The 24,883-nt window shown below is 38.8% G+C and carries 25 protein-coding genes; 14 read left to right on the forward strand and 11 right to left on the reverse strand.

All coding sequences use genetic code 11. The features are described from left to right. The first annotated feature begins 49 nt into the window (after positions 1 to 49). Entirely contained in the window at positions 50 to 886 is an 837-nt protein-coding gene (locus DTA23_RS04175; RefSeq protein WP_112374060.1) for a hypothetical protein, read from the forward strand. 105 nt (positions 887 to 991) lie between these two features. On the opposite strand, the gene DTA23_RS04180 is transcribed toward DTA23_RS04175, so the two are convergent. Next, the gene (locus DTA23_RS04180; RefSeq protein WP_370445057.1) at positions 992 to 2,281 is read right to left on the reverse strand and encodes a DUF3472 domain-containing protein; all 1,290 of its coding nucleotides are present in this window, start codon (positions 2,279 to 2,281) and stop codon (positions 992 to 994) included. A gap of 292 nt (positions 2,282 to 2,573) precedes the next feature. On the opposite strand from DTA23_RS04180, the gene DTA23_RS04185 reads away from it, so the two are divergent. From DTA23_RS04185 to DTA23_RS04200, 4 genes are all read left to right on the forward strand, one after another. Next, positions 2,574 to 3,728, forward strand: coding sequence for a sensor histidine kinase (locus DTA23_RS04185; RefSeq protein ID WP_112373895.1), 1,155 nt, complete (start codon positions 2,574 to 2,576; stop codon positions 3,726 to 3,728). A 62-nt stretch (positions 3,729 to 3,790) separates the two neighbouring features. Continuing rightward, complete coding sequence (locus DTA23_RS04190; protein WP_070561988.1) at positions 3,791 to 4,480, forward strand: LytR/AlgR family response regulator transcription factor; 690 nt, start codon at positions 3,791 to 3,793, stop codon at positions 4,478 to 4,480. Between the two features lie 75 nt (positions 4,481 to 4,555). Beyond that, positions 4,556 to 5,278 (forward strand): dioxygenase family protein, encoded by a 723-nt coding sequence (locus DTA23_RS04195; RefSeq protein WP_112373896.1) that lies wholly within the window; start codon positions 4,556 to 4,558, stop codon positions 5,276 to 5,278. A 10-nt stretch (positions 5,279 to 5,288) separates the two neighbouring features. After that, positions 5,289 to 5,975, forward strand: a complete 687-nt coding sequence (locus tag DTA23_RS04200; protein ID WP_146753005.1) for a hypothetical protein — start codon at positions 5,289 to 5,291, stop codon at positions 5,973 to 5,975. A 273-nt stretch (positions 5,976 to 6,248) separates the two neighbouring features. Here the strand turns inward: DTA23_RS04200 and argC are convergent, their stop codons facing one another. The 3 genes from argC to DTA23_RS04215 form a co-directional block, all read right to left on the reverse strand. Next, positions 6,249 to 7,262, reverse strand: a complete 1,014-nt coding sequence (gene argC / locus DTA23_RS04205) for an N-acetyl-gamma-glutamyl-phosphate reductase (protein ID WP_112374061.1) — start codon at positions 7,260 to 7,262, stop codon at positions 6,249 to 6,251. Between the two features lie 102 nt (positions 7,263 to 7,364). Then, entirely contained in the window at positions 7,365 to 8,549 is a 1,185-nt protein-coding gene (argG, locus tag DTA23_RS04210; RefSeq protein WP_112373898.1) for an argininosuccinate synthase, read from the reverse strand. Positions 8,550 to 8,710: 161 nt separating this feature from the next. Continuing rightward, positions 8,711 to 9,427: a GNAT family N-acetyltransferase gene (locus DTA23_RS04215; RefSeq protein WP_070561978.1), complete on the reverse strand. Its 717-nt coding sequence runs from the start codon at positions 9,425 to 9,427 to the stop codon at positions 8,711 to 8,713. 575 nt (positions 9,428 to 10,002) lie between these two features. On the opposite strand from DTA23_RS04215, the gene DTA23_RS04220 reads away from it, so the two are divergent. Continuing rightward, entirely contained in the window at positions 10,003 to 10,266 is a 264-nt protein-coding gene (locus DTA23_RS04220; RefSeq protein WP_046674987.1) for a hypothetical protein, read from the forward strand. 43 nt (positions 10,267 to 10,309) lie between these two features. Here DTA23_RS04220 and DTA23_RS04225 read toward each other — a convergent pair whose 3' ends face one another. After that, the gene (locus DTA23_RS04225; protein WP_239468792.1) at positions 10,310 to 12,352 is read right to left on the reverse strand and encodes a S9 family peptidase; all 2,043 of its coding nucleotides are present in this window, start codon (positions 12,350 to 12,352) and stop codon (positions 10,310 to 10,312) included. Between the two features lie 368 nt (positions 12,353 to 12,720). On the opposite strand from DTA23_RS04225, the gene DTA23_RS04230 reads away from it, so the two are divergent. From DTA23_RS04230 to DTA23_RS04255, 6 genes are all read left to right on the forward strand, one after another. After that, on the forward strand, positions 12,721 to 14,346 hold the full coding sequence (locus DTA23_RS04230) for a S8 family serine peptidase (RefSeq protein ID WP_112373900.1): 1,626 nt from the start codon (positions 12,721 to 12,723) through the stop codon (positions 14,344 to 14,346). A gap of 81 nt (positions 14,347 to 14,427) precedes the next feature. Continuing rightward, positions 14,428 to 14,619 (forward strand): hypothetical protein, encoded by a 192-nt coding sequence (locus DTA23_RS04235; RefSeq protein ID WP_139144906.1) that lies wholly within the window; start codon positions 14,428 to 14,430, stop codon positions 14,617 to 14,619. 167 nt (positions 14,620 to 14,786) lie between these two features. Further along, positions 14,787 to 15,464, forward strand: a complete 678-nt coding sequence (gene nth / locus DTA23_RS04240) for an endonuclease III (protein ID WP_112374062.1) — start codon at positions 14,787 to 14,789, stop codon at positions 15,462 to 15,464. Between the two features lie 67 nt (positions 15,465 to 15,531). Beyond that, positions 15,532 to 16,557 (forward strand): recombinase RecA, encoded by a 1,026-nt coding sequence (gene recA / locus DTA23_RS04245; RefSeq protein ID WP_070561972.1) that lies wholly within the window; start codon positions 15,532 to 15,534, stop codon positions 16,555 to 16,557. A 192-nt stretch (positions 16,558 to 16,749) separates the two neighbouring features. Then, on the forward strand, positions 16,750 to 17,517 hold the full coding sequence (locus DTA23_RS04250; protein ID WP_112373901.1) for an endonuclease/exonuclease/phosphatase family protein: 768 nt from the start codon (positions 16,750 to 16,752) through the stop codon (positions 17,515 to 17,517). 19 nt (positions 17,518 to 17,536) lie between these two features. Continuing rightward, positions 17,537 to 18,718 (forward strand): metallophosphoesterase family protein, encoded by a 1,182-nt coding sequence (locus DTA23_RS04255; protein ID WP_070561968.1) that lies wholly within the window; start codon positions 17,537 to 17,539, stop codon positions 18,716 to 18,718. A gap of 55 nt (positions 18,719 to 18,773) precedes the next feature. Here DTA23_RS04255 and pruA read toward each other — a convergent pair whose 3' ends face one another. The 6 genes from pruA to DTA23_RS04285 all read right to left on the reverse strand — a co-directional run bounded on the left by pruA (position 18,774) and on the right by DTA23_RS04285 (position 23,212). Beyond that, entirely contained in the window at positions 18,774 to 20,411 is a 1,638-nt protein-coding gene (gene pruA, locus DTA23_RS04260) for an L-glutamate gamma-semialdehyde dehydrogenase (protein ID WP_070561966.1), read from the reverse strand. A gap of 168 nt (positions 20,412 to 20,579) precedes the next feature. Continuing rightward, positions 20,580 to 21,233 carry a peptide-methionine (S)-S-oxide reductase MsrA gene (gene msrA, locus DTA23_RS04265; protein ID WP_112373902.1) on the reverse strand — a complete coding sequence of 218 codons (654 nt, stop codon included), beginning with the start codon at positions 21,231 to 21,233 and terminating at the stop codon, positions 20,580 to 20,582. A gap of 244 nt (positions 21,234 to 21,477) precedes the next feature. Next, positions 21,478 to 22,086 carry a superoxide dismutase gene (locus DTA23_RS04270; RefSeq protein ID WP_112373903.1) on the reverse strand — a complete coding sequence of 203 codons (609 nt, stop codon included), beginning with the start codon at positions 22,084 to 22,086 and terminating at the stop codon, positions 21,478 to 21,480. 101 nt (positions 22,087 to 22,187) lie between these two features. Beyond that, entirely contained in the window at positions 22,188 to 22,655 is a 468-nt protein-coding gene (locus tag DTA23_RS04275; protein ID WP_112373904.1) for a nucleoside deaminase, read from the reverse strand. Between the two features lie 9 nt (positions 22,656 to 22,664). Next, a complete protein-coding gene (locus DTA23_RS04280; protein WP_112373905.1) occupies positions 22,665 to 23,006 on the reverse strand; it encodes a tRNA-binding protein in 342 nt (113 codons plus the stop codon). After that, positions 23,003 to 23,212: a hypothetical protein gene (locus DTA23_RS04285; RefSeq protein ID WP_112373906.1), complete on the reverse strand. Its 210-nt coding sequence runs from the start codon at positions 23,210 to 23,212 to the stop codon at positions 23,003 to 23,005. Before DTA23_RS04285 ends, DTA23_RS04280 begins: the two co-directional genes overlap by 4 nt. 87 nt (positions 23,213 to 23,299) lie before the next feature. Here DTA23_RS04285 and DTA23_RS04290 point away from each other — a divergent pair, with 87 nt between their 5' ends. Both DTA23_RS04290 and DTA23_RS04295 read left to right on the forward strand, forming a co-directional pair. Beyond that, entirely contained in the window at positions 23,300 to 23,896 is a 597-nt protein-coding gene (locus DTA23_RS04290; RefSeq protein ID WP_046674910.1) for a porin family protein, read from the forward strand. A 171-nt stretch (positions 23,897 to 24,067) separates the two neighbouring features. Continuing rightward, positions 24,068 to 24,838 carry a succinate dehydrogenase cytochrome b subunit gene (locus DTA23_RS04295; protein WP_112373907.1) on the forward strand — a complete coding sequence of 257 codons (771 nt, stop codon included), beginning with the start codon at positions 24,068 to 24,070 and terminating at the stop codon, positions 24,836 to 24,838. Positions 24,839 to 24,883 lie beyond the last annotated feature (45 nt).

The raw sequence follows: 24,883 nt of genomic DNA on the forward strand, positions 1-24,883 counted from the left end.
AGACTGTTACTTAAGATGCTGAATGATTAAAAATTTAAACAAAAAAATTATGAAGTATTACAGAATTACAGGTATTACTGCTGCAGTAGCACTCCTAGTAGGCGCCATTGGATGTAACAACTCTTCTACGAAAAGTACAGGTGGAGCTGACTCAAGCAGCAGTATCGACACAAATACTGCACAAAAAATGGACTCTATCACCGTTAGTCCCATTGCAGACTCGAAAGAATTTCCTGGAGCTGATCTGCAGATCGCCTCGATCACTGCAGAAAAGGTAGGAACAGACTCCGCAAAAGTAACTGTAAAATATGCGATTAAGAATTTCAAATTGACTGAGATGACCGATGATGCCCATGCCGCCCATATGGCGAATTCGCATGATGGACAGCATATTCATTTTATTTTAGACAATAAACCTTATACGGCTCTTTATAAGCCCGAGAACTCCGTAACCGTACCGTTAAATTCGGAACATTACCTACTCTCGTTTCTATCGAGATCCTATCATGAATCCATAAAAACCACTGAAGCTTCTAAATTGGTAAAATTTAAGATTGATGCAACGGGTAAATTGACGACAGATGCAACGCCAAAGGAACCATCGCTTTTCTATTCTCGACCTAAAGGCGAGTATAAGGGAGATGAAACAAAAAATCTACTGTTAGATTTTTACCTAGTCAATACCAAACTTGCTCCAGACGGCAACAAAGTAATTGCAGATATCAATGGCCAGACATTTACATTGGACAAATGGGGGCCGTATGAGATAAAAGGGCTGCCAATGGGCAACAATAAAGTAAAATTGACCCTAGTAGATAAGGATGGTAACGCTGTTACAGGAGATAATGTTTCGGTAGAACGTGATATCAAACTATCTGAAAAATAAATCCAGAGCTGTACAAAACAAAAAAGAGTCGCATTGAAATGCGACTCTTTTTTGTTTAGGATAAACTTTGAGCAACAATAAGGCATCGTCTTTATTCCTTTTTGATTAAGGTAGTTTGTCAAAATCAATTTTCGGAGCACTATTTTTATTCATGAATTCAAATGTACTTCCTGGCTTAACAATGTCATTAAAGAAACCACCATTACGGAGAAAGTATCCATTTTTCGTAATCCCGCCGATTGCATCAATGCGCTGATTTGCACGATAGGTATTATCGATACTGAAAGAAGCCGCTTGTACAGCTTTCCATTGCCCATCATAGACCCATTGATTGCCAAAATCGACCTTTCTACCCAGGTAGCCTTGATTCGGACTAAAGTTCTCCAAGAAACTATGGAATCGTTTCAGGTAGGTATTTGTCTGTGGACGTTTGAAGCTTGCGATCACATTCCATGCATTCTCTTCAGGCACAAAAAACCAAGCCGTATAATCGGTATTCCCTTTTCCATCGGGCACACCTTTCAAGAGAAACTTATAAGTTATACCTGCTTTCCAAAAGTACTTACGGTAACTCTGCCCGCCTGACCCTTCATTTCCAAACTCGCCCGAATGCACATCCTTTCCTTTTTTTAGCAGATGGATTTTTTGCTCGTCCGGAATACTTTTCGGATCATCTGTATGGAAAGGACTCCATACGGAAAATAAAATACGCCGTTCGGTTTCTGAATTAACCTGTATACCAAAATAGCCTTCTCCGAAACCGTTCGCCATAAAATAGGAACCAACTTTATCTTCACCTTGAGGAACGGTTACTTCATTATAATAGTAACTCACATTCCCCTCCGTAGGAACGGTATAATTAAGATGACAGGAAGGTCCTCTCCGGGACCAATAGTAATAATCAGGCTTATCAGAGTAAATAAGTCCTTCTGACGCAGCTTCGCCGCTAACAAGTAGTTCTGTCACGTTAGCAAAATTACTGCCCGATTTACTGACTCCTTTTAGGTTGACCCGAACATAACCGGGGGCCTTTACTACAATAGACAGAGGAGCTGTTTCGGCAAGTTCAGTGCCTTCAACATCTACAACAGCTTTTTTCCCTAGTGCGTCAATTTCTATTTTAGATTTCCCAGCATCATTTTTCGCTTTCAGCTTTAATGTTAATTTCCCTGCTTTCTGAGCCCGAAAATAAACCGATGCCACTTCCTGATTGCTTGACCATTTTACAAGGCCATTATGACCGGAAATTTCCACATCACCCGCTTGTCCTGCGGTAATGAAAGCATTCCCCGCTAGAGGAACGGCATAAGTCTTCCCTACAGTCTGCGCGATACTGCTTATCGAAAGACAGGATAAAGCTCCTCGCGAAACCGACTTCTTTATTAGTTCCGAAATTCAATTTTTCAGCTATCGTTCTGCAGCACTTTATTATTGAATCAAGATGGTATCGGTTTGTGAAACTGGATTATTTGATGAAGATAAGGCTTAGATTTACAGAAAAAGAAAGGAAATGTATATCAATCGATTGTGTAAAAAAACAGCAATAATTGACTATCGTTCCTTTCCCATTAAAGGATCTATTATAAAATTAGATGCTGTATTTTAATATTTTAAAAATACAGTATCATCTTTTTGTGTATTTTTAGGTTCAGAGTCCCCTTTAATAAAAGCTAAAATAGCATGCTCCATGGACAAATCTGCTGATCGCACGTCAAAACGTATCTTAGGACAACGACAAATCTCCATATTGATTCATGGGCTCGCCTGGCTTATTTTCTTGTCTTTTCCAGTACTATTTTTTAACAACGGCCAACTGGGAATCAAGGAAATGCTTATTGCAGCAGCATTTTGGATTTTCACGGGCTGTTTTTTAATCCTATTTTATGTCAATGCCTATGTACTGATTCCATACAGCATAAGGCATCGAAAATTTATCAGTTACGGAATCTCCATTATTTTGACAGGTTTGTTACTAGCTTGCTATCTTCAGCCCTTTGACCGGCTGATGCGTATTGGACGTCAACAATTACCGACCCCTGGGGACAGAGAATTTTCACCTAGGCATCATCCTGATTTTCCACCGCCACCATCTGCTAGGCATTTCCCATACCGAGGTCCAGGGCAATCCCCGGGACAACGGCCACAACCTATCGATATCGCTTCTGTGTATATTTTCCTGTTAACTATTAGCCTTGCCGCGCTCTATAGAATCGTAACCTATTGGATGGAAACGCAGCAAAAAATGCAATTGGTCGAACAAGACCGTATGAAGGCCGAACTTTCCTTTTTAAAAGCGCAAGTCCACCCCCACTTCTTGTTTAATACCTTAAATAATATTTACGCATTGGCACTGACCAATGATGATGCCGTCGCAAGTAGTATTCATCGTCTTTCGCAATTAATGCGTTATTACATGGATGAACGGCACAGTGATGCGATTGACATCAAGATCGAAATCCAGGCTATACAAGATTTTATCAATCTCCAAAAGCTACGCATTGGCCCGAATTGTTCGATCAGTGAACACTATACGGGGCTCGAACACCCTAAAACGATACACGCATTTGTGCTGCTTCCTTTTGTTGAAAATGCGTTCAAATATGGATTAAGCACCATAGAGCCCTGCCAATTAAGTTTTGAGGTCATTCTAACGCCAACATCCTGCACATTAAATGTAAAGAATAGTATTGCTACACAGTCAACCGAACAACACCGCACAGGAACAGGCCTTAAAAATGTTCAACGTCTATTGGAACATTTTTATGCCGACAGGCACCGCCTGACGATCCAACAGGAGGATCATTCTTTTTTTGTTCAGCTTATCCTCTATATTTCTCCATAAATTGTTTTTATATTAGGCTATACGATTATGTATACATAAAGCAGTCTATCTTAATTTAATCGATGTTAACTTGCATAGCTCTTGACGATGAACCATTGGCTCTTCGTGTTATTTCTACGTTCACAGCAAAGCATCCCGCTATACAGCTTGCTGGAACCTTCAATAACCCCCATGAAGCGAAGTTGTATCTCGCCAATAACAGTGTTGATTTGATTTTTTTGGATATTGATATGCTCGAAATCAACGGTATTGATTTTGCAAAAAACTTAAATCCAAGACCCTTATTGATTTTCACTACGGCACATAAAGAATATGCGATAGATGGATTTGAACTTGATTCAGTAGACTATCTTCTCAAACCATTTGACTTCACTCGTTTTGAACGGGCTATTGATAAGGCAATGACACGTTCAGCTTCACAGAGCCATCGCCCCTTCTTAATCGTTAATGTGGAATATCAACGCATCAAAATCTACCTTGATGAAATTGAGTGTTTGGAAAGCATGCAAGATTATATCAAAATTCATCTTATACAAGGAAAAACAATATTGACTTTGTCGACGATGAAAGCCATGTTGGATCGTTTACCGCCAAATCAATTTATCCGCATTCATCGCAGTTTTGTTATCGCGGTCAAACACATCATTACGTTTTCACAACGTAAAATACAATTACCCAACTTCACATTGAAAGTCGGCGATGGGTACTATAATGAAGTGATCAAATGTTTACGTGATTCGTCGATGCAATAAGCCTCTTTATCGACACTTAACATTATTTTACATCTCCGTCCACTACCTTGCTTCCATTCATAAAAAAGAAGAGATATGGAACGCAAAAATTTTATAAAAACCTTATCATTGCTGGCATTTACAGGTCCAATGGTCTGGGCAGCCTGCAAGAAAGACGATACCGCATCAACCACGGACGAGGGCACTGACGTCAATGTCGATTCAAGCTGTAGTGTGACACCATCTGAAACCGAAGGGCCCTTTCCGACAAAAACACCTTCAAGTTATGTCCGCTCAGATATACGCAAAGGTGATGGTATTGGGGCTAATATGCTCGGTTTAATTACTATTGTCAATACAAATAATAACTGTGCGGCACTAGAAGGTGCCTTAGTGGATATATGGCATTGTGATGTGGAAGGTAATTACTCGCAATATGGTGGAACACAAATGCAATCCAGCAACTATCAGTCTGTCAATTGGTATCGTGGTAGACAAGTTACCAATGCCAATGGACTTGTTTCTTTCCAAACCATCTTTCCGGGCTGGTATCAAGGCCGAGCAACACATATTCACGTCCATGTATATGATGCTACCGGTAAATCGCTATTAGTGACACAAATCGCTTTTCAAGATAGCCTGTGTCTTGAAGTCAATAATACAGGTTCATCTTATGGTTACAAAAAAGGAGTTTCAGGCTATACCTATAATGCCAACGACAACGTATTCAGCGATGGTGTTACCAAGGAAATGTCTACGGTCACAGGATCCTTATCTGAAGGTTTCAAAATGAAAATGACAATTCATGTAAATGCTTAACAGCCTGATCATGCAGGATATTAGAATCTATATCGCGGAACAGCGTGGGGAAACATCCATCGGAACTCATGTAGTCAGAAGCACACTCAATTATGGTTCCTTTGCTTCTCCTCACCGGGAGTCTATTGGTCGACTTCAACAGGTCAATAACTGGGAAGTTGCGCCTCAAGGCACTTTGGATCTCCCGACCAATAAAGGTACGGTCTCGCTTTTGATTCCTTTGATTGGGGATCTACTTGTAACAATGAATGGCCAAACCTACACGGTACCCGTTGGGACAATCTTAATATGCAATCCTGGAAATAGTACGGCAATTCATATAAGGGCATCGTCCGAAACTGAAGGCCCAGTGACCTTTCAAGAATTTGGACTTAATTCGACAATACACACTCCTACACTACCTCATATCGTGGATCTTCCATTTACATCTTCATTTGAGAAAAACAAGATGTATCCTGTAGGCACCGATTTAGCTACTGATTTTCAGTTCTACTTCGGTGCATTTGCTGGAAAACATGATTTTGAATTACAAACTGGCCCAGACCACAAAAACGTATTTGCATTTACGTTAGATGGTAATTTTGAAATTGAAGAACGCATCCTTTATCCATTTGATGGTCTTTATCTACCATATTCAAACAATTTGGACATCGAATGTTTATCAGCAACTGGCCTTTTGGTAGTTTTGAGTTTCTAAAAATAATATCCATCATCAAAGTCCAACCTATCAATTCACTCTGATTCAATAGGCTGTCGACATAAGAGTCCGTTTTTTTGAAAAACGACATATCATTGTTCATAACTGGATAATGTACGTTTCGAAAGCCCGATTCATAAAAAAAGTGAAGGGGCTACCCTTCACTTTTCCACACGATATTAATAAAATGTTGAAAACCTTATTTCGCTTTCAGGACGAACTCCCAAGTTATTCACAACTTGTTAATATTGCTGTTTAATATCCTAAAAAGGGTTAAAAACCAACGCTTTTCAAGTTTAATCCTGTACGCTCGTCTAAACCGAACATTAAGTTCATATTTTGTACAGCTTGACCGGATGCTCCTTTAAGCAAATTATCAGTCGCATTTAAAATAAGGAGCTTATTTCCGTGCTTTTCAAGGTGGATAATACTTTTATTTGTATTGACAACCTGCTTAAGGTCGATATTTTTTTTGCTGATATGCGTAAAAGGGTGAGCGGCATAATAGCTCTCATACAATGCGTAGGCCTGCTCTTCAGACAAATCGGTGTCTACATAAATAGCCGAGAAAATTCCCCGGGCAAAATCTCCACGTTGTGGAACAAAATTAATTTTTGCTGCAGCACGTTCCAACAACGATCCTGCTGACACCGGTAAAAATCCCGCTTGCAGCTGATCCAAAGATTCTGAAATTTCCTGTAAATGCTGGTGTTCAAAAGATTTGTAAGCAGAAAGATTATTGTTACGCCAGGAAAAATGCGTGGTTGCACCCGGTTTTTGCCCCGCTCCTGTTGATCCAGTCGTTGCATTAACATGGATTTGATCCGGTAATAAGCCTTTACTCGCTAATGGCAATAAAGCCAATTGTATGTTTGTAGCAAAGCATCCTGGGTTTGCAATATACTGCGCTGTTTTGATTGCTTCTTTGTTTAGTTCTGGAAGCCCATACACAAATTGGTGCCCTTGGAAAGCTGTATTCGCACGAAGACGATAATCTTGTGAAAGATCAATAATCTTCACGGATGCATCGATCGGATTTGCATTTAAAAATTTGCGTGCATCTCCATGGCCCACACATAAAAACAAGACATCAATCGCGGAGTGATAGTCGGAAGAGAAGGTCAATTCAGTATCGCCAAATAAATCATTGTGAACTTCATATAACTTATTTCCTGCATTGGAAGCACTATTAGCAAATACGATTTCCACCTCAGGATGATAAATCAATACACGTAATAATTCACCACCAGTATATCCTGCCGAACCAATTATTCCTACTCTTATCATTTTTTTGAATTTAGAATTTAGGGATGTGTTGTCCCCCATTATGCCCTGTATTTTTTCTTATCAATTTTACGTTAAGAAAAAATACAGGGCACAAAACACGGTTTATTTTTTATTCACTTTGTGCCAAATGATGGTTTGATTTCCAAAAATTTTGGAGAAACCTTTCACATCGTCACCTGTATAGCCCTTATTCATCTCACCATAGCTACCGAATTTATTGGACATCAAATCGTGTTCAGACTCGACACCAATGACGACAAAACGGTATGGGTGAAGTTCAACAATCACTCGGCCAGTCACTGTTTCTTGTGAAGATTGCAAGAATGCTTCAATATCACGCATAACGGGATCGTGCATTTGGCCTTCGTGCATATAATTTCCATAGAAAGCAGCGATTTGGTCTTTCCAAGACAATTGCCATTTGGTCAAGGTATGTTTTTCTAAGGCATGGTGTGCCTTAATTAAAATGACAGAAGCAGCAGCTTCAAAACCCACACGACCTTTGATACCAATGATGGTATCACCCACGTGGATATCACGGCCAATACCGTATGGTTGAGCGATTGCCTGTAATTCTTGAATCACTTTAACAGAAGTCATTTTCTCACCATTTAAGGCCACAGGCTCTCCTTTTTCAAAATCGATTGTAATTTGTTGTGGCTCTGAAGAAGTCACTGGAGTTGGCCATGCCGATTCAGGCAAATATTGGTTGGATGTCAATGTTTCTGCTCCACCAACAGAAGTACCCCAAAGTCCTTTATTGATGGAGTATTTTGCTTTTTCAGCAGAATACTCTACACCATGCTTATTCAAATACTCAATTTCGGCTTCACGCGACAATTGCAGATCACGGATTGGGGTGATAATTTCCACTCCTGGAATCAGGGTCTGGAAAATCATATCGAAACGTACTTGGTCGTTTCCTGCACCGGTAGATCCATGAGCAACACATTCAGCACCAATTTTCTTTGCGTAGTTTGCAATTGCGGTTGCTTGGCATACACGCTCAGCAGATACTGACAATGGATAAGTCGCATTTTTTAACACATTGCCAAAAATCAAAAATTTAATAGTTTCGCGGTAATAGTCTGCCGTTTCGTCTATAGCTGTATGTGATTTCACACCTAAAGCATAAGCACGTTCTTCAATATTTTTTAAATCTTCATCCGAAAAACCACCTGTATTTACAACTACGGAATGAACTTCTAAACTTAAATCTTGTGTAAGATAAATACAACAGAATGAAGTATCTAATCCGCCACTAAATGCTAAAACTACTTTTTTCATTAGAATGTTATTTTATGAGTGTTTGTTTTCAACGGCTGACTTAAGCTCGTTTCACTCGGTTTTTTATTATTATGTTGAGAGAACCTTGAACTGATCTTGTTATTATGAACGTCTTCAGTTACCTGTTACATCTATTTTCAATATAATCGCTCAGCTTTAGCTTAATATCCTTTTGCGACTTTGTTATGCTTCGGAAAATTGACGGCAATAAATTTATTGGCCGATTTCCAAAACTTCGCCTGTATACGCTTTAGCAGAGACTGTTTTTGTGTAATTCTTTCCAAGCGTTCTTTCGCTTCATGCTTGCGCTGGATCTTCTCTCGCAATTCACGTTCTTTCTCTTCGGGGTCCCAAAGCATGGCTGTACACATACAGTTTTTACGGTCTTTGCTCATCAGAATTTCATAATTCACGCAACTTTGACAACCCTTCCAAAATTCATCATCGGAGGTCAATTCGGAATATGGAACCGGTTCATAGCCTAGTTCTGAGTTGATTTTCATCACGGCAAACCCGGTTGTCAAACCAAAGATCTTCGCTTTAGGGTATTTCTCACGGGAAAGTTCGAAGACTCTTTTTTTGATCGCTTTTGCCAAACCGACTTTTCTGAATTCGGGATTGACAATCAAACCTGAGTTCGCAACATAATCACCATGCCCCCAAGTTTCTATATAACAAAAACCTGCCCATCGGCCATCTCTATGTAAAGCAATCACTGCTTTACCTTCATTCATCTTGTTGGCAACGTATTCTGGTTTACGACGCGCAATACCAGTACCACGAGCCTTTGCAGACTCGAACATTTCGTCGCAAATAACCTCTGCATAATGTGCATGCTCAGGTTTAGCCGGGATAATTAAAAAATCTGATATAGTCATTGACTTACGACCCTAATAATAAAACAACAACTACTGTCGTGTTTTGTTACTAAATAAATTAAAATAATGGATTCAAAACCATCGGACAATCATGGTCTTGCTTGGAAAGATTCACTACCTCAAATCAAGCCCGAGGTAGTATAGGTCGTCGGAGGCGTAAAACAGGTATTTCTACAAAAATGAAAGCACAGAAAACCTTCCTCATAAACTTCTCAAAAGCTTGAGTATAAGAATAATCGTTCTTTTTGTTCTGTTTCATTTTTTAATGCGCTGTCAATTGTTTCTGACGATGCAAATGTATAAAAATATTTTTTTCTTTTCCACAATATTCTAATTGATTTTTTGCAAAAATCAAAAATTTACAATCTACCATCAAAACCGCGTTGTAAGCTTCATTTTCAAGCAATTAATCCGCAATAAGCCGGCAATAGACCGCGCACATTAGCGATATTAATTTGACAACAAAACGTATAAAGGTTTAAGGCTTTATCAATTGAAATTGTTGTTTTTCCTATCGGTTCGTTATTTTTAGTCAAAAACAATACTTTTGTAGGGATCATTTAATGGAGAATAGTATGTCACCGAGTTTAATTTTCTATCTTATTTTTGCTGTCCCTTACATTATCTTTATGTATTGGCTCGTCAAACAGGACAAACATAAATATGCCTGGGGAATAGCAATCATTACTATTGTTGCCCTATTAGCGATTTACGTATCGCAGAAAGCCAGTAAAGTGGCCATGGACAATTATCAACAGCATCAGATCGACTCGAGAGAGATCGAGCGGGAAGAGCGTTTACAAAAACAACAGGATAGCATTAATCATGCTCAACAATAAAAAAGCGGCGAATGCCGCTTTTTTATTGTTCGTTTGTATAATTTCAAATAAGACCTTCTAATTTAAAGAGAAAAGCATATTCCAATGCAATTTCCTTTAAGTAGTCAAATCGACCAGATGCCCCACCGTGGCCATAATCCATATCTGTCTTTAAAAGTAAAACCGTATCTCCGGTTTTAGTTGCCCTAAGTTTAGCCACCCATTTTGCTGGTTCAAAATACTGCACCTGACTGTCGTGAAGCCCAGTTGTGACCAATAAATTGGGGTATTCTTTTGCTTCAATATTTTCATATGGAGAATAGGCCTTCATATAACTATAAGCTTCCTTTTCATTGGGATTGCCCCATTCATCATATTCATTTGTAGTCAACGGTATAGTATCGTCCAACATGGTATTCACTACATCCACAAACGGTACCTGAGCTATTATGCCATGATATAGCTCGGGCGCAATATTAGCGACTACGCCCATCAGCAAACCTCCTGCACTTCCCCCCTGTGCATAAAGATGTTCGGGTGTACAATAATGTCGATCAATCAGGTATTTACCACAATCCACAAAATCATAAAAGGTATTCATCTTATGCATCATTTTCCCATCTTCATACCACTGCCGCCCCATTTCCTCTCCACCTCTGATATGTGCCAAAGCGTAGATAAATCCACGATCCAACAAACTCAGTCGATTGCTCGAAAAAGTGGGGTCCATCGATGCCCCGTAAGATCCATAGGCATATTGCAACAATGGAGCTGAACCATCAAGTTTGGTTCCTTTTTTATAAACAATAGAGATCGGCACCTGAATACCATCTCTTGCCGTTGCAAAAACACGCTCGCTGATATATGCAGCTTGGTCATATCCACCCAAAATCTCCTGTTGCTTTAACAATACTTTCTCCTGCTTAGCCATGTCATATTCATAGACTGAGCTTGGTGTCACTAAAGAAGTATAGCCATATCGCAACTTATCGCTGTTGTATTCAACATTAATAGCCGGATATACCGTGTAGGTAACTTCTCCAAAATCCAAATAGTGCTGTTGCTGACTATTTAAATTATAAATTGCCAATTGAGTCAATCCGTTTTTTCGTTCAGCAATAGCTAGAAAACCCTTAAACTCTTCAATATCGCTGACCAATACATTCGGTCGATGATCGATGAATGTCTGCCAGTTACCGCGCTCTGTACGATCTAAGGGACATTGCATGATTTGAAAATTGATGGCCTCATCATTGGTCAGAATTAAAAAGCGATCGTCCAATGCAATGACCGAATAGAGAACATTGTGTATCCTTGGCTGAAAAACGCGAAATTCCGACTGCGGTAAATCAGCATTCAATATCCAAATTTCTGAAGACAATGTCCCTTCAGAATTGATGATGATATATTTTCCATTTTTGGATTTCCCGACAGCAATATAATTTGTATTATCTTTCTCTTCATACACGGCCACATCCGCTTTTGTATCGCTGCCCAATGTATGTCGCATAATCCTCTCGCTAAGTAAAGTTACAGGATTTTTAGCCGTATAAAACAACGTCAGGTTATCATTTCCCCATATCGCTGCCCCCTCTGTATTCTTTATCTGGTCGGGATAAATTTCTCCGGTCTCAATATTTTTGATAAATATGGTATATTCCCTCCGGGATACGGTATCCACACTAAAGGCAAGCAAACGATTATCCGGACTAACCGAAAATCCCTTTGCCGTATAATATGCATGCCCTTGGGCAAGCTGATCTACATCCAATAGCACTTCTTCTTCGCCCTCAAGCGTACCCTTTTTCCGACAGAATTTAAAATACTGTTTCCCCTCTTCCGTACGGCTATAATAGTAGTAGCCATTTTTGAAATAAGGTACCGACTCGTCTTTTTCCTTAATACGGGACTTCAATTCGTGAAAAAGATCCTCCTGTAGGTCTACTGTATCCTGAAGCATCAAACTGGTGTAATCGTTTTCCTTTTCCAGATAGTCAATAACTTCTTGAGCTTTTTCTCCTTTTTTAAAGTAATCAATCATCCAATAATAATCATCTCGCACAGCATCATCATGTATGTTTCTTACATGAGGGTAAACTGCTGCCATTGGGGCCATTAGATTAGGCCAAACTATTTTTTTATTTTGTTGCATTCGCTTTCTTATTCGCTATTTAATATAAACGCTTTCTCATTCTGCTGTCCGGACCATCCCATAAAACAGGAGCCTCCTAGAAAGATTTGAATTTAAGATATTTCGTCAACAGTTTAATAAGAGATATGGATTATAAATACTTTTAATAAAAATTAACAGTTCAGAAGAAGCATTAGCATTATCTTTGCTATTCTGCTATAGTTAGGAATAAATGAGCAGACACGCTCTTGAAAAAAAATTAAAACACACAGGAGAGAATAACCAGGTGGAATGCGTTCATGGCAATCATTGAAAGCAGACACTTCATTAAGAATTATTTACATATGAATTTAAAAAAATCACTATATCTAATTGCTTTAGGCTCATTGCCACTTATCTCTTTCGGACAATCGGATACCATTCCAGCAAATTGGTTTAATTTGGACTATAAGACGGATGGGGTGATGGGAATCAGTACCGAAAAAACGTATAAAACTTTATTGAAAGGGAGAAAATCCACTCCAGTCATCGTTGGCGTATTGGATGGAGGTGTGGATGTTTATCACGAGGACCTCAAAGATGTCGTGTGGATCAATGTGAAGGATAGTCTTGCAAATGGTATAGATAATGATGGCAATGGCTATATCAATGATAAATATGGCTGGAACTTTATTGGAAACGCCAATGGAGAAGATGTTCAGTTCGACAACCTTGAACTGACAAGACAGCTTAGGATACTGGACGAAAAGTTTGCAAACATCACAGCGGCAACAGAACTCAATGAAGCTGGTCGAAAAGCTTTCGCTAGTTATCAAAAAATGCTTGCCAAATATAAAAACAAGCTAGAAGAAGCTAAAATGGGTCAATTTTCGTACGATGCGCTCAAACGCAACATAGACGCTGTGGTACGTGAAATAGGTAAAAAGCCCGAGGATATCACACAGGAGGACATAGACAATTTCAAAGCGACCACAAATACGCAACGCATCGCACTGGGCTATGCAAAGGATGAAATCCACAACGGCGGCTTTGCCAAATTTTTTGATGATATCACCGAAGGTGCAAAATATTTCAACAATCAAGTTGATTATCATTTAAACAAAGCATACGATTCTCGACCTATTGTTGGCGATAATTATGAAGATGCTTCAGAGCGCCATTATGGCAACGCGGACGTAAAGGGACCAGATGCATTACATGGCAGCCATGTCGCAGGAATTATCGGTGCAAAACGCAATAATAATATCGGTATCAATGGAGTAGCGGATAACGTTAAAATACTCACGGTTAGACTCGTCCCTGATGGTGATGAGCGTGACAAAGACGTCGCAAATGCTATTCGCTACGCTGCAGACAACGGAGCCAAAGTACTGAACATGAGCTTTGGGAAAAGTTATGCCCATAATAAGCAGGCCGTAGACGATGCCATCAGATATGCTGAATCCAAAGATGTATTGATGGTTCATGCCGCAGGAAATGACAGTGAAGATAACGATATAGAACCTAATTTTCCAATGAAGTATTATACGGATGCAAAAGGTGATACCACCGGAGTTGCCAATGCATGGATCACCGTAGGCGCAACCGGTCTTCATTTGGACAATGAACTATTAGCCGATTTTTCCAATTATGGCAAAAAAACGGTCGACGTTTTTGCTCCTGGCGTCCACATCAACTCAACGGTACCAGATTCCAAGTATAAAGAAGAACAGGGCACGAGTATGGCTGCGCCCGTTGTCGCTGGTCTGGCGGCAATGATTCGATCTTATTATCCCAATTTGAGCGCGGTGGAAACCAAACAGATTATTATGGAATCGGTGGAAAAGCCGAACCAACTGGTACAGATAAAGGTTGGTGAAGATGCCACCAAAACGGTTCGATTAGCGGACATCTCGGTCACCGGAGGAATCGTCAATGCTTATAACGCCATTATAAAAGCAGAAGAATATACCAACAAAAAGAAAAAATAAATATTTTCTCGTTTTTTTATACCAAAACTATCTTTTGTCCGTTTAATTATTTAACTTACAGAGACAAAACAACAGATGCTTATGGTAGAAAACTTTACCCAATCAGAAAACGAAGTTCAAAATTTGCTAACCCAAAACGAGAAGGTAATGACAGACGAGGACATAGAAAATGAATTGAAACTTCAATTACCAAAAATGTTGCTTCATCCAAGCAAAAGAAGTGTAGAGAATATCCTGGCATATTCGAAACAACTGGAAAAAAGAAAGGCCTAATCTGGGAGATTAGGCCTTATTTTTTAACCTTAATATCGTCTTGATTTATCTATGATCCAAAACAGTTGAGACTTCCCTTCCGTTTTGCACATTAAAATCAGAGTATTCACCATGTAGTAGGTTTCAAAATTTCTTTTTTGATGGAAATTTTGGCTAGTTTTGAACCGATGTTAAAACAAGAACGATACAAGGCTTTCGTAGATTATTTCTCCAAAAATAGTCCTGACGCACAGACAGAACTCAACTATAGTAATCCGTTTGAATTACTGGTCGCTGTTATTTTATCTGCACAGTGTACAGATAAAAGGATCAACCAAGTCACGCCCAAATTGTTTGAACGCTACCCTGATGCACACAGTTTGGCAGCTTCTAGTGTAGACGAGGTGTTTAGCTATATACGATCCGTAAGCTATCCAAATAACAAGGCCAAACACCTTGTTGGAATGGCTCAACTAATGATTGAAAAGTTCAACAACATTGTACCCGAAAAAATTGAGGATCTTGTGAAACTTCCTGGTGTAGGTCGAAAAACTGCTAATGTCATTTCATCTGTTGTTTATCATAATCCGGCGATGGCCGTAGATACCCATGTTTTTCGTGTTGCAAATCGTCTTGGGCTAACCTATCGTGCGACAACGCCATTGGCTGTAGAAAAACAATTGGTAAAAAATCTACCCAAAGATACAATTGCCATTGCTCATCATTGGCTGATCTTACACGGACGTTACATATGTCTGGCCCGAAAACCAATGTGTGAGAAATGCCCTATTACTTATATGTGCAAATACTTTGAAAAAAATCACCATATAAAAAGTGTTTCAGCTATATCAGAAACAAAAAGCTAATTTTTTTAGTGAAAATATTTGGTTTATGATTTTTAATTTTTAATTTTGAGAAATATATACTAAAAATATGAGCAACACAGATAAACTAAAGGCTTTACAGCTGACGTTAGATAAATTGGAGAAGAACTTTGGAAAAGGTTCAATTATGAAGTTAGGGGATACTGCTGTTGAGCCGATCGAAGCTATTTCTACAGGATCTCTAGGCTTGGATATCGCCTTAGGCATTGGCGGTGTACCAAAAGGCCGTATCATTGAAATATACGGGCCTGAATCTTCGGGTAAAACTACCTTAGCAACTCACATTGTTGCAGAGGCACAAAAAAAAGGCGGTATTGCAGCAATCATTGATGCTGAACATGCTTTTGATAAATATTACGCTCAAAAATTAGGCGTAGATGTAGAAAATTTATTGATTTCTCAACCGGATAATGGTGAGCAAGGTTTAGAAATTGCTGATAACCTAATCCGTTCTGGTGCAATCGACGTTATTGTCATTGACTCCGTTGCGGCTTTGGTACCAAAAGGCGAGATCGAAGGCGAAATGGGCGATTCTAAAATGGGGCTTCAAGCTCGTTTGATGTCTCAGGCTTTACGTAAGTTAACAGGTACAATTTCAAAAACAAACTGTTGTTGTATTTTCATCAACCAATTGCGTGAAAAAATTGGTGTCATGTTTGGTAACCCAGAAACAACAACTGGTGGTAATGCCTTAAAATTTTACGCTTCTGTACGTTTAGATATCCGTCGTACATCACAAATCAAAGATTCTGATGAAGTATCGGGTAACCGCGTAAAAGTGAAGATTGTAAAAAATAAAGTAGCCCCTCCGTTCCGCATAGCGGAATTTGATATCATCTTTGGTGAAGGTATCTCTAAAGTAGGTGAAATCATTGATCTAGGTGTTGAATATGGTATTATTAAAAAAGCAGGCTCCTGGTTTAGCTATGGTGAGACCAAATTAGGACAAGGTCGAGACGCTGTTAAAGCCTTATTATTCGACAATCCAGATTTAATGGACGAACTTGAAGCTAAAATCCGCGCTGAAGTGACAGGAGAAGATCCAATGCTTAACACCGAGGAAAACGAAGACTAGTTCCTGTAAAAATTAGTATAATGTAGGTAGCCATCCTGTTTAGGATGGCTATTTTTTTGCGAAAGTTCAAGTGCTTAGATGATTATTTTTGTTACAGATCCAAAGTTTTCAATTTGTACTCATAGATTTTATTAATTTTAGCAGGTCGAGCTAAAAACGCCTGACATCCAAATGCTAAACTTAATATAAACAATGAATCGTAAACTAATTCTATTTCTTTTAATACTGCTAGGCTCAGTATTTCATCTACATGCACAAACGATACGCATACTCTCCTTTAATATCCACCACGGAAACCCACCCACCGAAAAAGAATCAGTTATCAACCTTGACACAATTGCCAAAATTATTAAAAATTCAAAAGCTGACCTCGTAGGTCTTCAGGAAATCGATGTCAATCTCGGTAGATCATATTTTGAAAATCAAGCCAAAAAATTAGCCGAATTAACAGGCATGCACTATATATTTTCCAAAGGAATAGACTTGGATAAAGGTGAATATGGCACCGCCATATTGTCAAAAAATCCGATTGAACGTGTAGAAAAACACCTTCTACCCTCACCTGTGGAAAGCGAAACACGTAGTTTATCTGTAATCGAAGTCACTATTCACAAAAAGAAACTCTTATTTGCGAATACACACCTTGACCTGAAAGACAAAAACAAAATCGAACAGGCAAAATTCATCACCAATCGCTTCAAAAACGAAAAGTTACCCACCATCCTTGTCGGTGATTTGAACTCCGAGCCCAATGATCCAGCGATTATTGAACTTAGCAAAATATTTACAAAAAGCAGTATTGCCAATGGATTTACGTTTCCTCAAGATAAACCCACTACTGAAATTGATTATATCATGATCAATAAAACAGTTGCCGCAAGGTTTTCTAACCATCGAATTTTGGACGAGAAATACGCTAGTGATCATCGTCCATTATATGTCGAGATAAATATTAAATAACCACTTGTGAGCTTTAAATATGAATTTTAACAGAAGAAGATTTTTAGAAGTCCTGGCGCTGGCTGGGATTACATTACCGAATATAAGCGTCGCGCAAGAAAAAGAAGCAAATGAGGCAGAAGGCGAGTTCAGTTTTCTCGTACCTGCCTATCTACAGAATCAAACGGAAACAGGCGTCAGTATTTTTACAATTTTGAGCAAAGAGGCTTTTGCTTGGCTCGAGATTCTCGATAACGCAGGAAATGTCCATAAAAAAATCTACCAATCCGAAGATGGGATGATCAACGCCAATACTGACTTTTTTCATTTTACAATTGAGGACGCGCCGCGCTCATTTCGCTATCGCATCAAGGCGAAGGAAGTCCAAAAATTCGATCCTTATAAAATTGTATATGGCCAAGAAATAGAAACACCTATTTTTGAGGCTAAATTAGCCAAGAGCGATCAAGAGCAGATTCGCTGTCTTGTATATAACGATGTACATGAGGAAAAGAGCAGTTATCATGACCTTATCCCAAATCAGGATATCGCGCCTTACGATTTCTTTGTGATGAATGGAGACTCATTTCATTATGTCACCAATCAGCAAGATATCACAGAGAAATTGCTAAAGCCAATTGAATTTTTTGCGACAAGCAAACCATTCATCATGAATCGAGGAAACCATGAGACAAGGGGATCTTTCGCACGTAATTTCAAACGATATTTTGGTTATCCGGACAACAAGTATTACCAAGCCTTTAAAAGAGGGCCTATTTTTTGGATCATGCTAGACAGTGGCGAAGACAAGCCTGACAATCATGAGGTATACGCCGGAACAGTCGATTACGATAACTACAGAAAAGAACAGGCTCAATGGCTGGAACAGGTCCTCCAATCCAAAGAAAGAAAGCGTGCTCAACATACTGTTGTCATTAGCCATATTCCAATTTTTCATTCGGACGACTGGCATGGCACCCTGGATAACAGAGCATGTTTCCATCCCCTGTTTCAGAAATATAAAATTGATGCCATGATCTCGGGCCACACCCATCAATATGGATACTATCCAGCAGATAAAGACCACAATTACCCTGTCTTTATAGGTGGTGGTCCAAAAGCGGGGAAAAGAACCATCATCGATGTGGCCGGGAACAACAAGTCATTGAATATTCGGATGACTAGAGACGACGGAACAGAATTGGGATTATTTAAAAAATAGAAAGGCGCTTTATAAGCGCCTTTTCTATTTTAACAAAGCTGTTATGCTAGCTTCTTTATTCTCCCTTTTCCAAGAAAGGATATCTATAATCTGTATCTGGATTAAACGTCTCTTTAATTGTACGAGGAGATACCCAACGAAGCAAATTGATCATTGATCCTGCTTTGTCGTTTGTACCCGAACCTCTAGCACCACCAAACGGTTGTTGACCTACGACAGCACCTGTACACTTATCATTCACATAGAAGTTACCCGCAGCATGTCTCAATTTATCTGTTGCTAAATTAATGGCATAACGATCTTGCGCAATGATTGATCCTGTCAAGGCATAAATAGATGTTGTATCAACAATAGCTAACGTTTCTTCAAACTTAGCATCCTCGTAAACATATACCGTCAGCACAGGTCCGAACAATTCCTCAACCATGGTCTCGTAATCTGGTTTTGAAGCCTCAATGATTGTTGGATGGATGAAATATCCTTTAGATTTATCGTATGTACCACCAACTACAATTTCTGCTTCATTAGATTCTTTAGCTCTGTCGATATACTTCGCTAATTTATCAAACGACTTCTCATCAATGACAGCATTGAAAAAGTTCGTGAAATCCTCTGTTCCGCCGATTGTAAAAGATTTTACGTCATTCGTCATAGATTCTTTCAATGCTGGCCACAATGATTTAGGAATATAGGCGCGCGATGCTGCAGAACATTTCTGGCCTTGGTATTCAAAAGCACCACGAACTAAAGCTGTATTCGCAACCTTCAAATCAGCCGAAGGGTGTACAACGATAAAATCCTTACCACCAGTCTCACCAACAATACGTGGATATGTTTTATAACGGTGGATATTGTTACCGATCGTTTTCCAAATGTCTTGGAATACTCCTGTTGAGCCAGTGAAATGGATACCTGCGAAATCTGGGTGTTGGAAAATCACATCACCTGCATCAGGACCTGAAACATACACCAAGTTGATTACACCATCCGGAAGACCAGCTTCACGGAAAATTTTCATCAATACATTTGCTGAATAGATTTGGGTATTGGATGGTTTCCATACAACAACATTACCCATCATTGCAACACACGACGGTAAATTACCCGCAATAGCTGTAAAATTAAATGGAGTCAATGCAAATACAAAACCTTCAAGAGGACGTTGTTCTACACGGTTCCAAACACCTTTACCTGATATAGGAGGTTGTTGCTTATAGATTTCACTCATGTACTGTACATTGAAACGCAAGAAATCCACAATCTCACATGCCGAATCAATTTCTGCCTGATAGGGGTTCTTCGATTGCCCCAACATTGTAGCAGCATTCAACTCATAACGGTATTTTCCCGAAATTAATTCAGCAGCTTTTAAAAAGATTGCAGCACGATCCTCCCAAGTAAGATTTTCCCAATCCTTTTTTGCCGCCAAAGCAGCATTGATTGCATCTGTTACGTGAGATTTATCGCCTTGATTGTATTGACCTAAAATATGTTGGTGGTCATGTGGAGGAGCTAGGTTTACTTTTTTAGAAGTAGTGATTTCTTTACCACCAATATACATTGGGATATCGATTTGTTTCGAACGTGCCTCATCAATTGCTGCTTTCAACAATTTACGTTCTTTCGTTCCGACAGCGTAAGTATACACCGGTTCATTGGTAGGAACAGGAACTGTAAAAAATCCTTTAGACATATTACAATTATTAATTATTCATCCAAAAAATGCTATCAATGAATCATGAAGCTATCAAGTTTGTTCGTTCCATTATTTGCATGAGAAACCATGGTTTCAACTTGTTAGCATGATACTAAATAGCGTTAATAGAAGTAAAATTACCTCAAATTTTATGAATACCCAAAGTTACTGTCCCTCTTTGAGCACCTTGGAAAAGATACGTTTAAATTTTTCCAATTTCGGTTTAATCACCAATTGGCAGTATGGTTCTTTTCCATTTAACCGATAATAATCTTGATGATAGTCTTCCGCTGGATAAAATACCGTTGCCGGAACTACTTCGGTTACAATAGGTTTATTGTAAACCTTCTCTTTTTCTAAAGCCGAAAGATAATACTGTGTCTTGTCAAGCTGTTCTTTGTTGTGCACAAAAATAGCTGAACGATATTGCGTGCCAACGTCATTGCCTTGTCGATTGAGTTCGGTAGGATCATGTGCTACGAAAAAAGCTTCCAATAGCTGATCGTAACTGATCACATGGGGATCAAAAATAATATTAGTCGCTTCGGCATGCCCTGTACTTCCGGTACAAACTTGCGCATAGGTCGGATTTTTGATCCATCCTCCAGTATATCCAGAGACAACATTTACAACACCTTTCAGTTCTTTAAACTGTGCTTCGGTGCACCAAAAACAGCCTGCACCAAAGGTTGCCGTATCCAGCTTTGCCATATTTTTTGCAGGCAATTTTGAGAAGTCTGTTTTCTTTGCTTGCTTTTCCTGCCCTTGACAGGAAGTAAAGACAAGAATTGCCACTAAAATTATATATAGATTTTTCATGTATTTAATTGTCAATTTGCTTGTCCGGCTACAAACCATTCTTGCTTTCAATGAGACGCCCCACTAATGCAAGAAATACAAAAATGGACTGAGTTCACTGAAGCAAAACTCTCATGATTTTGCAGATACCAACAGTAATGAAATCGAACTGAATGTTCTTACTGGCTAATAACATCAGACACTTTCAAAAAAAAAAGCGACAATAAATAATTGTCGCTTTTCTGATTTGCTATCAAATGATCAATTATTTTGCAGCAGCATAGTTTTGTGCTACGGCATCCCAATTGATAACATTGAAGATTTCTTCTAAATATGCTGGACGCTTGTTTTGGAACTTCAAATAATATGCATGCTCCCACACGTCGATCCCTAAGATAGGAGTTCCTTTTACTTCAGCAACATCCATCAATGGATTGTCTTGGTTTGGTGTAGAAGTTACCTCTAATTTACCGTCAGCACCAACGATTAACCAAGCCCATCCCGATCCAAAGCGAGTTGCACCTGCTGCTTGAAGTTGCTTTTTCAACTCATCAAATGAACCAAAAGTAGCATTAATTGCATCCGCTAACTCACCTGTTGGAGTGCCACCAGCATTTGGACCTAGAACTTTCCAGAATAAAGAGTGGTTATAGTGACCACCACCATTGTTACGTACTGCTGCTGAATATTTACTCACGTTTTTGATGATATCCAATAAAGATAGATTCTCTGCGTCTGTTCCTGCAATAGCTTTATTTAAGTTATCTACATAGGCCTGATGGTGTCTGTCATGGTGGATTTCCATTGTAGTCTTATCAATATGTGGTTCCAATGCGTCGGCTGCGTATGGTAACGCTTCTAATTCAAATGCCATATCTATTTTAATTTAAATGTTAATTACTTCGTTATTATATACAAATATAACACAATATACACGGTTATGTTTTTATGTGTTACACTAAATTCATTATTTCTCTACCGTTTTTGACGAAAAAATGATTTAACCAAATCGGCACATTCTTCCTGCAAAATGCCATGGTTAATAACAGTTTTTGGATGCAATATTTTGTCGTGAAAATGGGAATAGCCCCGTTTTTCATCTTTTGCTCCATACACTATCTTACCAATATGTGTCCAATAGGCAGCTCCGGCACACATAATACAAGGTTCTATGGTAACGTATAATGTACATTCATCCAGGTATTTGCCTCCAAGGTAATTAGCAGCTGCTGTAAAAGCCTGCATCTCAGCATGAGCTGTCACATCATTCAATCGCTGCGTCAAATTATGACCTTTCCCTATAACACGTCCTCGATGAACAATAACTGCTCCAATAGGTACCTCCCCCTCTTCGTATGCAACCTTAGCTTCGTTCAATGCCATACGCATGAACGACTCGTCACTATCGATGAGTTGTGTTCCTTCAAAATCTATAAATGTCATGGTACAAACTTAACTAAGTTTAGATCCATTTGGTAATTTTTTGTCGACGGATGTCAAAATAATATCGCCATTTTCGTCGGCAAATCCGGTCACGAGACACTCCGAAAAGAAATTAGCGATCTGCTTTTTGGGAAAGTTCACAACTGCGACCACTTGCTTTCCAATCAACTCTTCTTTGTTATAGTGTACTGTAATCTGGGCACTACTTTGTAAAATACCAATTTCATCTCCAAAATCAAGTTTCAATTGATAGGCTGGCTTTTTAGCTTTCGGAAAGTCCTTTACTTCTAAAATAGTTCCTACCCGTAAATCCACTTTCTCAAAATCGGTCCAACTAATGGCATCACTCATAATCGGTTGCTACTAATATCCTGGATCTCTTTACCTATCGTAAATAAAACATAGGAAGGTTTACGGCCCAAACGAGAAGACAATCGATCAATCAGTTTATCCTCCTCTCCAGCTTTAAAAGCTAAATCTTCATCACTTAAGTGGTTGTACTTGCGACGGAGTTTTTCTTTGGCTACTTGCCACTGTTCTTCGTTAATTTTCAGCATAACTCAGATTTAGGTATAAAATTTGTATATCTTTACTGAACTGTAAAAGTTTGTTTAAAGATACAATATATACATAAATAAAAGATTATGAAAAAGATTTTACCAGCATTACTTTTGATTTGTGGTAGCGTAGCAACGGCACAGGCGCAGCTTTTGCCGGGTTTTGAGGTGGGTGTAAAAGGAGGTTTGAACTTCTCCAAACTTAAAAGCGATGGCAAATATTTCAATTCCGACACGAAAGCAGGCTACCAAGCTGGTCTTTATGGACGTGTTGGTGTTTTGGGATTCCATATTCAACCTGAGGTGTACTTAACAGGTAAAAACACAACAGTGAAAGCTGAAAATGGGGAATCTACAGATGTTAAATTTACAACAGTTGATGTTCCAGTATTATTGGGCAAACGTTTTGGCTTAGGGCCGATTGGCGCGAGAATTCAAACTGGCCCAATATTTTCGTTTAAAGTAGATGATAAGCAAGATAAAGTCATCGACCAATTGAATCCCAATAACTACAAAAAAAGTGGTACAGCTTGGGCATTTGGCGTAGGAGCTGACATTTCAAGTTTACGTGTCGATGTTAGATACGAAATGGGCTTAAACAAAGTCAATAACGAGAGTCAGGCAAATCCAAAAATCAATATGTGGAGTATCGGGTTAGGCTATAGATTATTCAGTATTCTATAGTTCGTCCAACCTTGTTTATATGCAATTGAAAAGTCCGTTTTTATTCAAAACGGACTTTTTAATTGTATAAACTTTAGAACCGTTCTAAATTATTGCTTTTTCTTGTCAAAATGGTATCATATTTAATAGCAAATAGTAGATTTGCCTAATTCAAATTAAATTACAAGGATAATGAGTAAATCAAAGCCAGTTTTCAGTTCTTCGATTGGGAAGAAGCTAATCATGAGCTTAACAGGAATCTTCCTATGTTTATTCCTAGTTGTTCACTTGGTTGGTAACTTGCAATTATTTAAAGATGATGCGGGTCTAGCGTTCAACAAGTACGCCTATTTTATGACTCACTTTACACCAATCAAAGTTGTTTCTTACTTATTGTATGCTTCGGTCATTGTTCACGTCATCTACGCTATTACATTGTCGATGAAAAACAAGGCCGCTCGTCCTATTGGTTATGCCAAATATGATGGTCAAGCAAACAGCAAGTGGAATTCACGCAACATGGGTATCTTAGGTACTGTCATTTTAGTATTCTTAGCTACGCACATGTCTAATTTTTGGTGGAAGTTTCACAATGATGAAGTGCCGTACATCGAATACCGTACTGATTTGGCAACTGGACAAACCACAGCGAGAGAACTTCAAGCTTCTGAATTCCACGACTACCAAGAAACGGTAGAAAACAATGTTCAAATCTTAAAAGCGAGAGATTTGTACAAGCAAGTTGACTTTGCATTCCAAAATATTGCATTGGTCGCATTGTATGTTATTGCGATGGCAGCATTGGCATTCCACTTAATTCATGGTTTCCAATCTGCATTCCAAACTTTAGGTTTTAACCACAGAAGATATATTGGAATCATCAGAGTAATAGGTGTTTGGGTATTTGGAGTTTTAATCCCAATTGGCTTTGTATTAATGCCATTGTTTTTCTTCTTTAAATAATTCAGAATCTTTTAAGATAGAGCAGCAGCTCTATTCATTAATATA

It is taken from the genome of Sphingobacterium multivorum (genome assembly GCF_900457465.1).
In the GTDB taxonomy this organism is placed as follows: Bacteria; Bacteroidota; Bacteroidia; order Sphingobacteriales; family Sphingobacteriaceae; genus Sphingobacterium; species Sphingobacterium multivorum.

Excerpts from the sequence above, each read along its gene's own strand:
- DTA23_RS04235 (WP_139144906.1), top strand. The coding sequence starts at position 14,428 with ATGGTAGAAAACTTTACCCAATCAGAAAACGAAGTTCAAAATTTGCTA.
- argC (WP_112374061.1), bottom strand. The coding sequence starts at position 7,262 with ATGATAAGAGTAGGAATAATTGGTTCGGCAGGATATACTGGTGGTGAA.
- DTA23_RS04290 (WP_046674910.1), top strand. The coding sequence starts at position 23,300 with ATGAAAAAGATTTTACCAGCATTACTTTTGATTTGTGGTAGCGTAGCA.
- DTA23_RS04185 (WP_112373895.1), top strand. The coding sequence starts at position 2,574 with ATGGACAAATCTGCTGATCGCACGTCAAAACGTATCTTAGGACAACGA.
- msrA (WP_112373902.1), bottom strand. The coding sequence starts at position 21,233 with ATGAAAAATCTATATATAATTTTAGTGGCAATTCTTGTCTTTACTTCC.
- DTA23_RS04295 (WP_112373907.1), top strand. The coding sequence starts at position 24,068 with ATGAGTAAATCAAAGCCAGTTTTCAGTTCTTCGATTGGGAAGAAGCTA.
- DTA23_RS04200 (WP_146753005.1), top strand. The coding sequence starts at position 5,289 with ATGCAGGATATTAGAATCTATATCGCGGAACAGCGTGGGGAAACATCC.
- DTA23_RS04175 (WP_112374060.1), top strand. The coding sequence starts at position 50 with ATGAAGTATTACAGAATTACAGGTATTACTGCTGCAGTAGCACTCCTA.
- DTA23_RS04190 (WP_070561988.1), top strand. The coding sequence starts at position 3,791 with ATGTTAACTTGCATAGCTCTTGACGATGAACCATTGGCTCTTCGTGTT.
- DTA23_RS04270 (WP_112373903.1), bottom strand. The coding sequence starts at position 22,086 with ATGGCATTTGAATTAGAAGCGTTACCATACGCAGCCGACGCATTGGAA.
- DTA23_RS04255 (WP_070561968.1), top strand. The coding sequence starts at position 17,537 with ATGAATTTTAACAGAAGAAGATTTTTAGAAGTCCTGGCGCTGGCTGGG.
- DTA23_RS04225 (WP_239468792.1), bottom strand. The coding sequence starts at position 12,352 with ATGGCAGCAGTTTACCCTCATGTAAGAAACATACATGATGATGCTGTG.
- DTA23_RS04280 (WP_112373905.1), bottom strand. The coding sequence starts at position 23,006 with ATGAGTGATGCCATTAGTTGGACCGATTTTGAGAAAGTGGATTTACGG.
- argG (WP_112373898.1), bottom strand. The coding sequence starts at position 8,549 with ATGAAAAAAGTAGTTTTAGCATTTAGTGGCGGATTAGATACTTCATTC.
- DTA23_RS04275 (WP_112373904.1), bottom strand. The coding sequence starts at position 22,655 with ATGACATTTATAGATTTTGAAGGAACACAACTCATCGATAGTGACGAG.
- DTA23_RS04215 (WP_070561978.1), bottom strand. The coding sequence starts at position 9,427 with ATGACTATATCAGATTTTTTAATTATCCCGGCTAAACCTGAGCATGCA.
- DTA23_RS04230 (WP_112373900.1), top strand. The coding sequence starts at position 12,721 with ATGAATTTAAAAAAATCACTATATCTAATTGCTTTAGGCTCATTGCCA.
- pruA (WP_070561966.1), bottom strand. The coding sequence starts at position 20,411 with ATGTCTAAAGGATTTTTTACAGTTCCTGTTCCTACCAATGAACCGGTG.
- DTA23_RS04250 (WP_112373901.1), top strand. The coding sequence starts at position 16,750 with ATGAATCGTAAACTAATTCTATTTCTTTTAATACTGCTAGGCTCAGTA.
- DTA23_RS04220 (WP_046674987.1), top strand. The coding sequence starts at position 10,003 with ATGTCACCGAGTTTAATTTTCTATCTTATTTTTGCTGTCCCTTACATT.
- nth (WP_112374062.1), top strand. The coding sequence starts at position 14,787 with ATGTTAAAACAAGAACGATACAAGGCTTTCGTAGATTATTTCTCCAAA.
- DTA23_RS04285 (WP_112373906.1), bottom strand. The coding sequence starts at position 23,212 with ATGCTGAAAATTAACGAAGAACAGTGGCAAGTAGCCAAAGAAAAACTC.
- DTA23_RS04195 (WP_112373896.1), top strand. The coding sequence starts at position 4,556 with ATGGAACGCAAAAATTTTATAAAAACCTTATCATTGCTGGCATTTACA.
- recA (WP_070561972.1), top strand. The coding sequence starts at position 15,532 with ATGAGCAACACAGATAAACTAAAGGCTTTACAGCTGACGTTAGATAAA.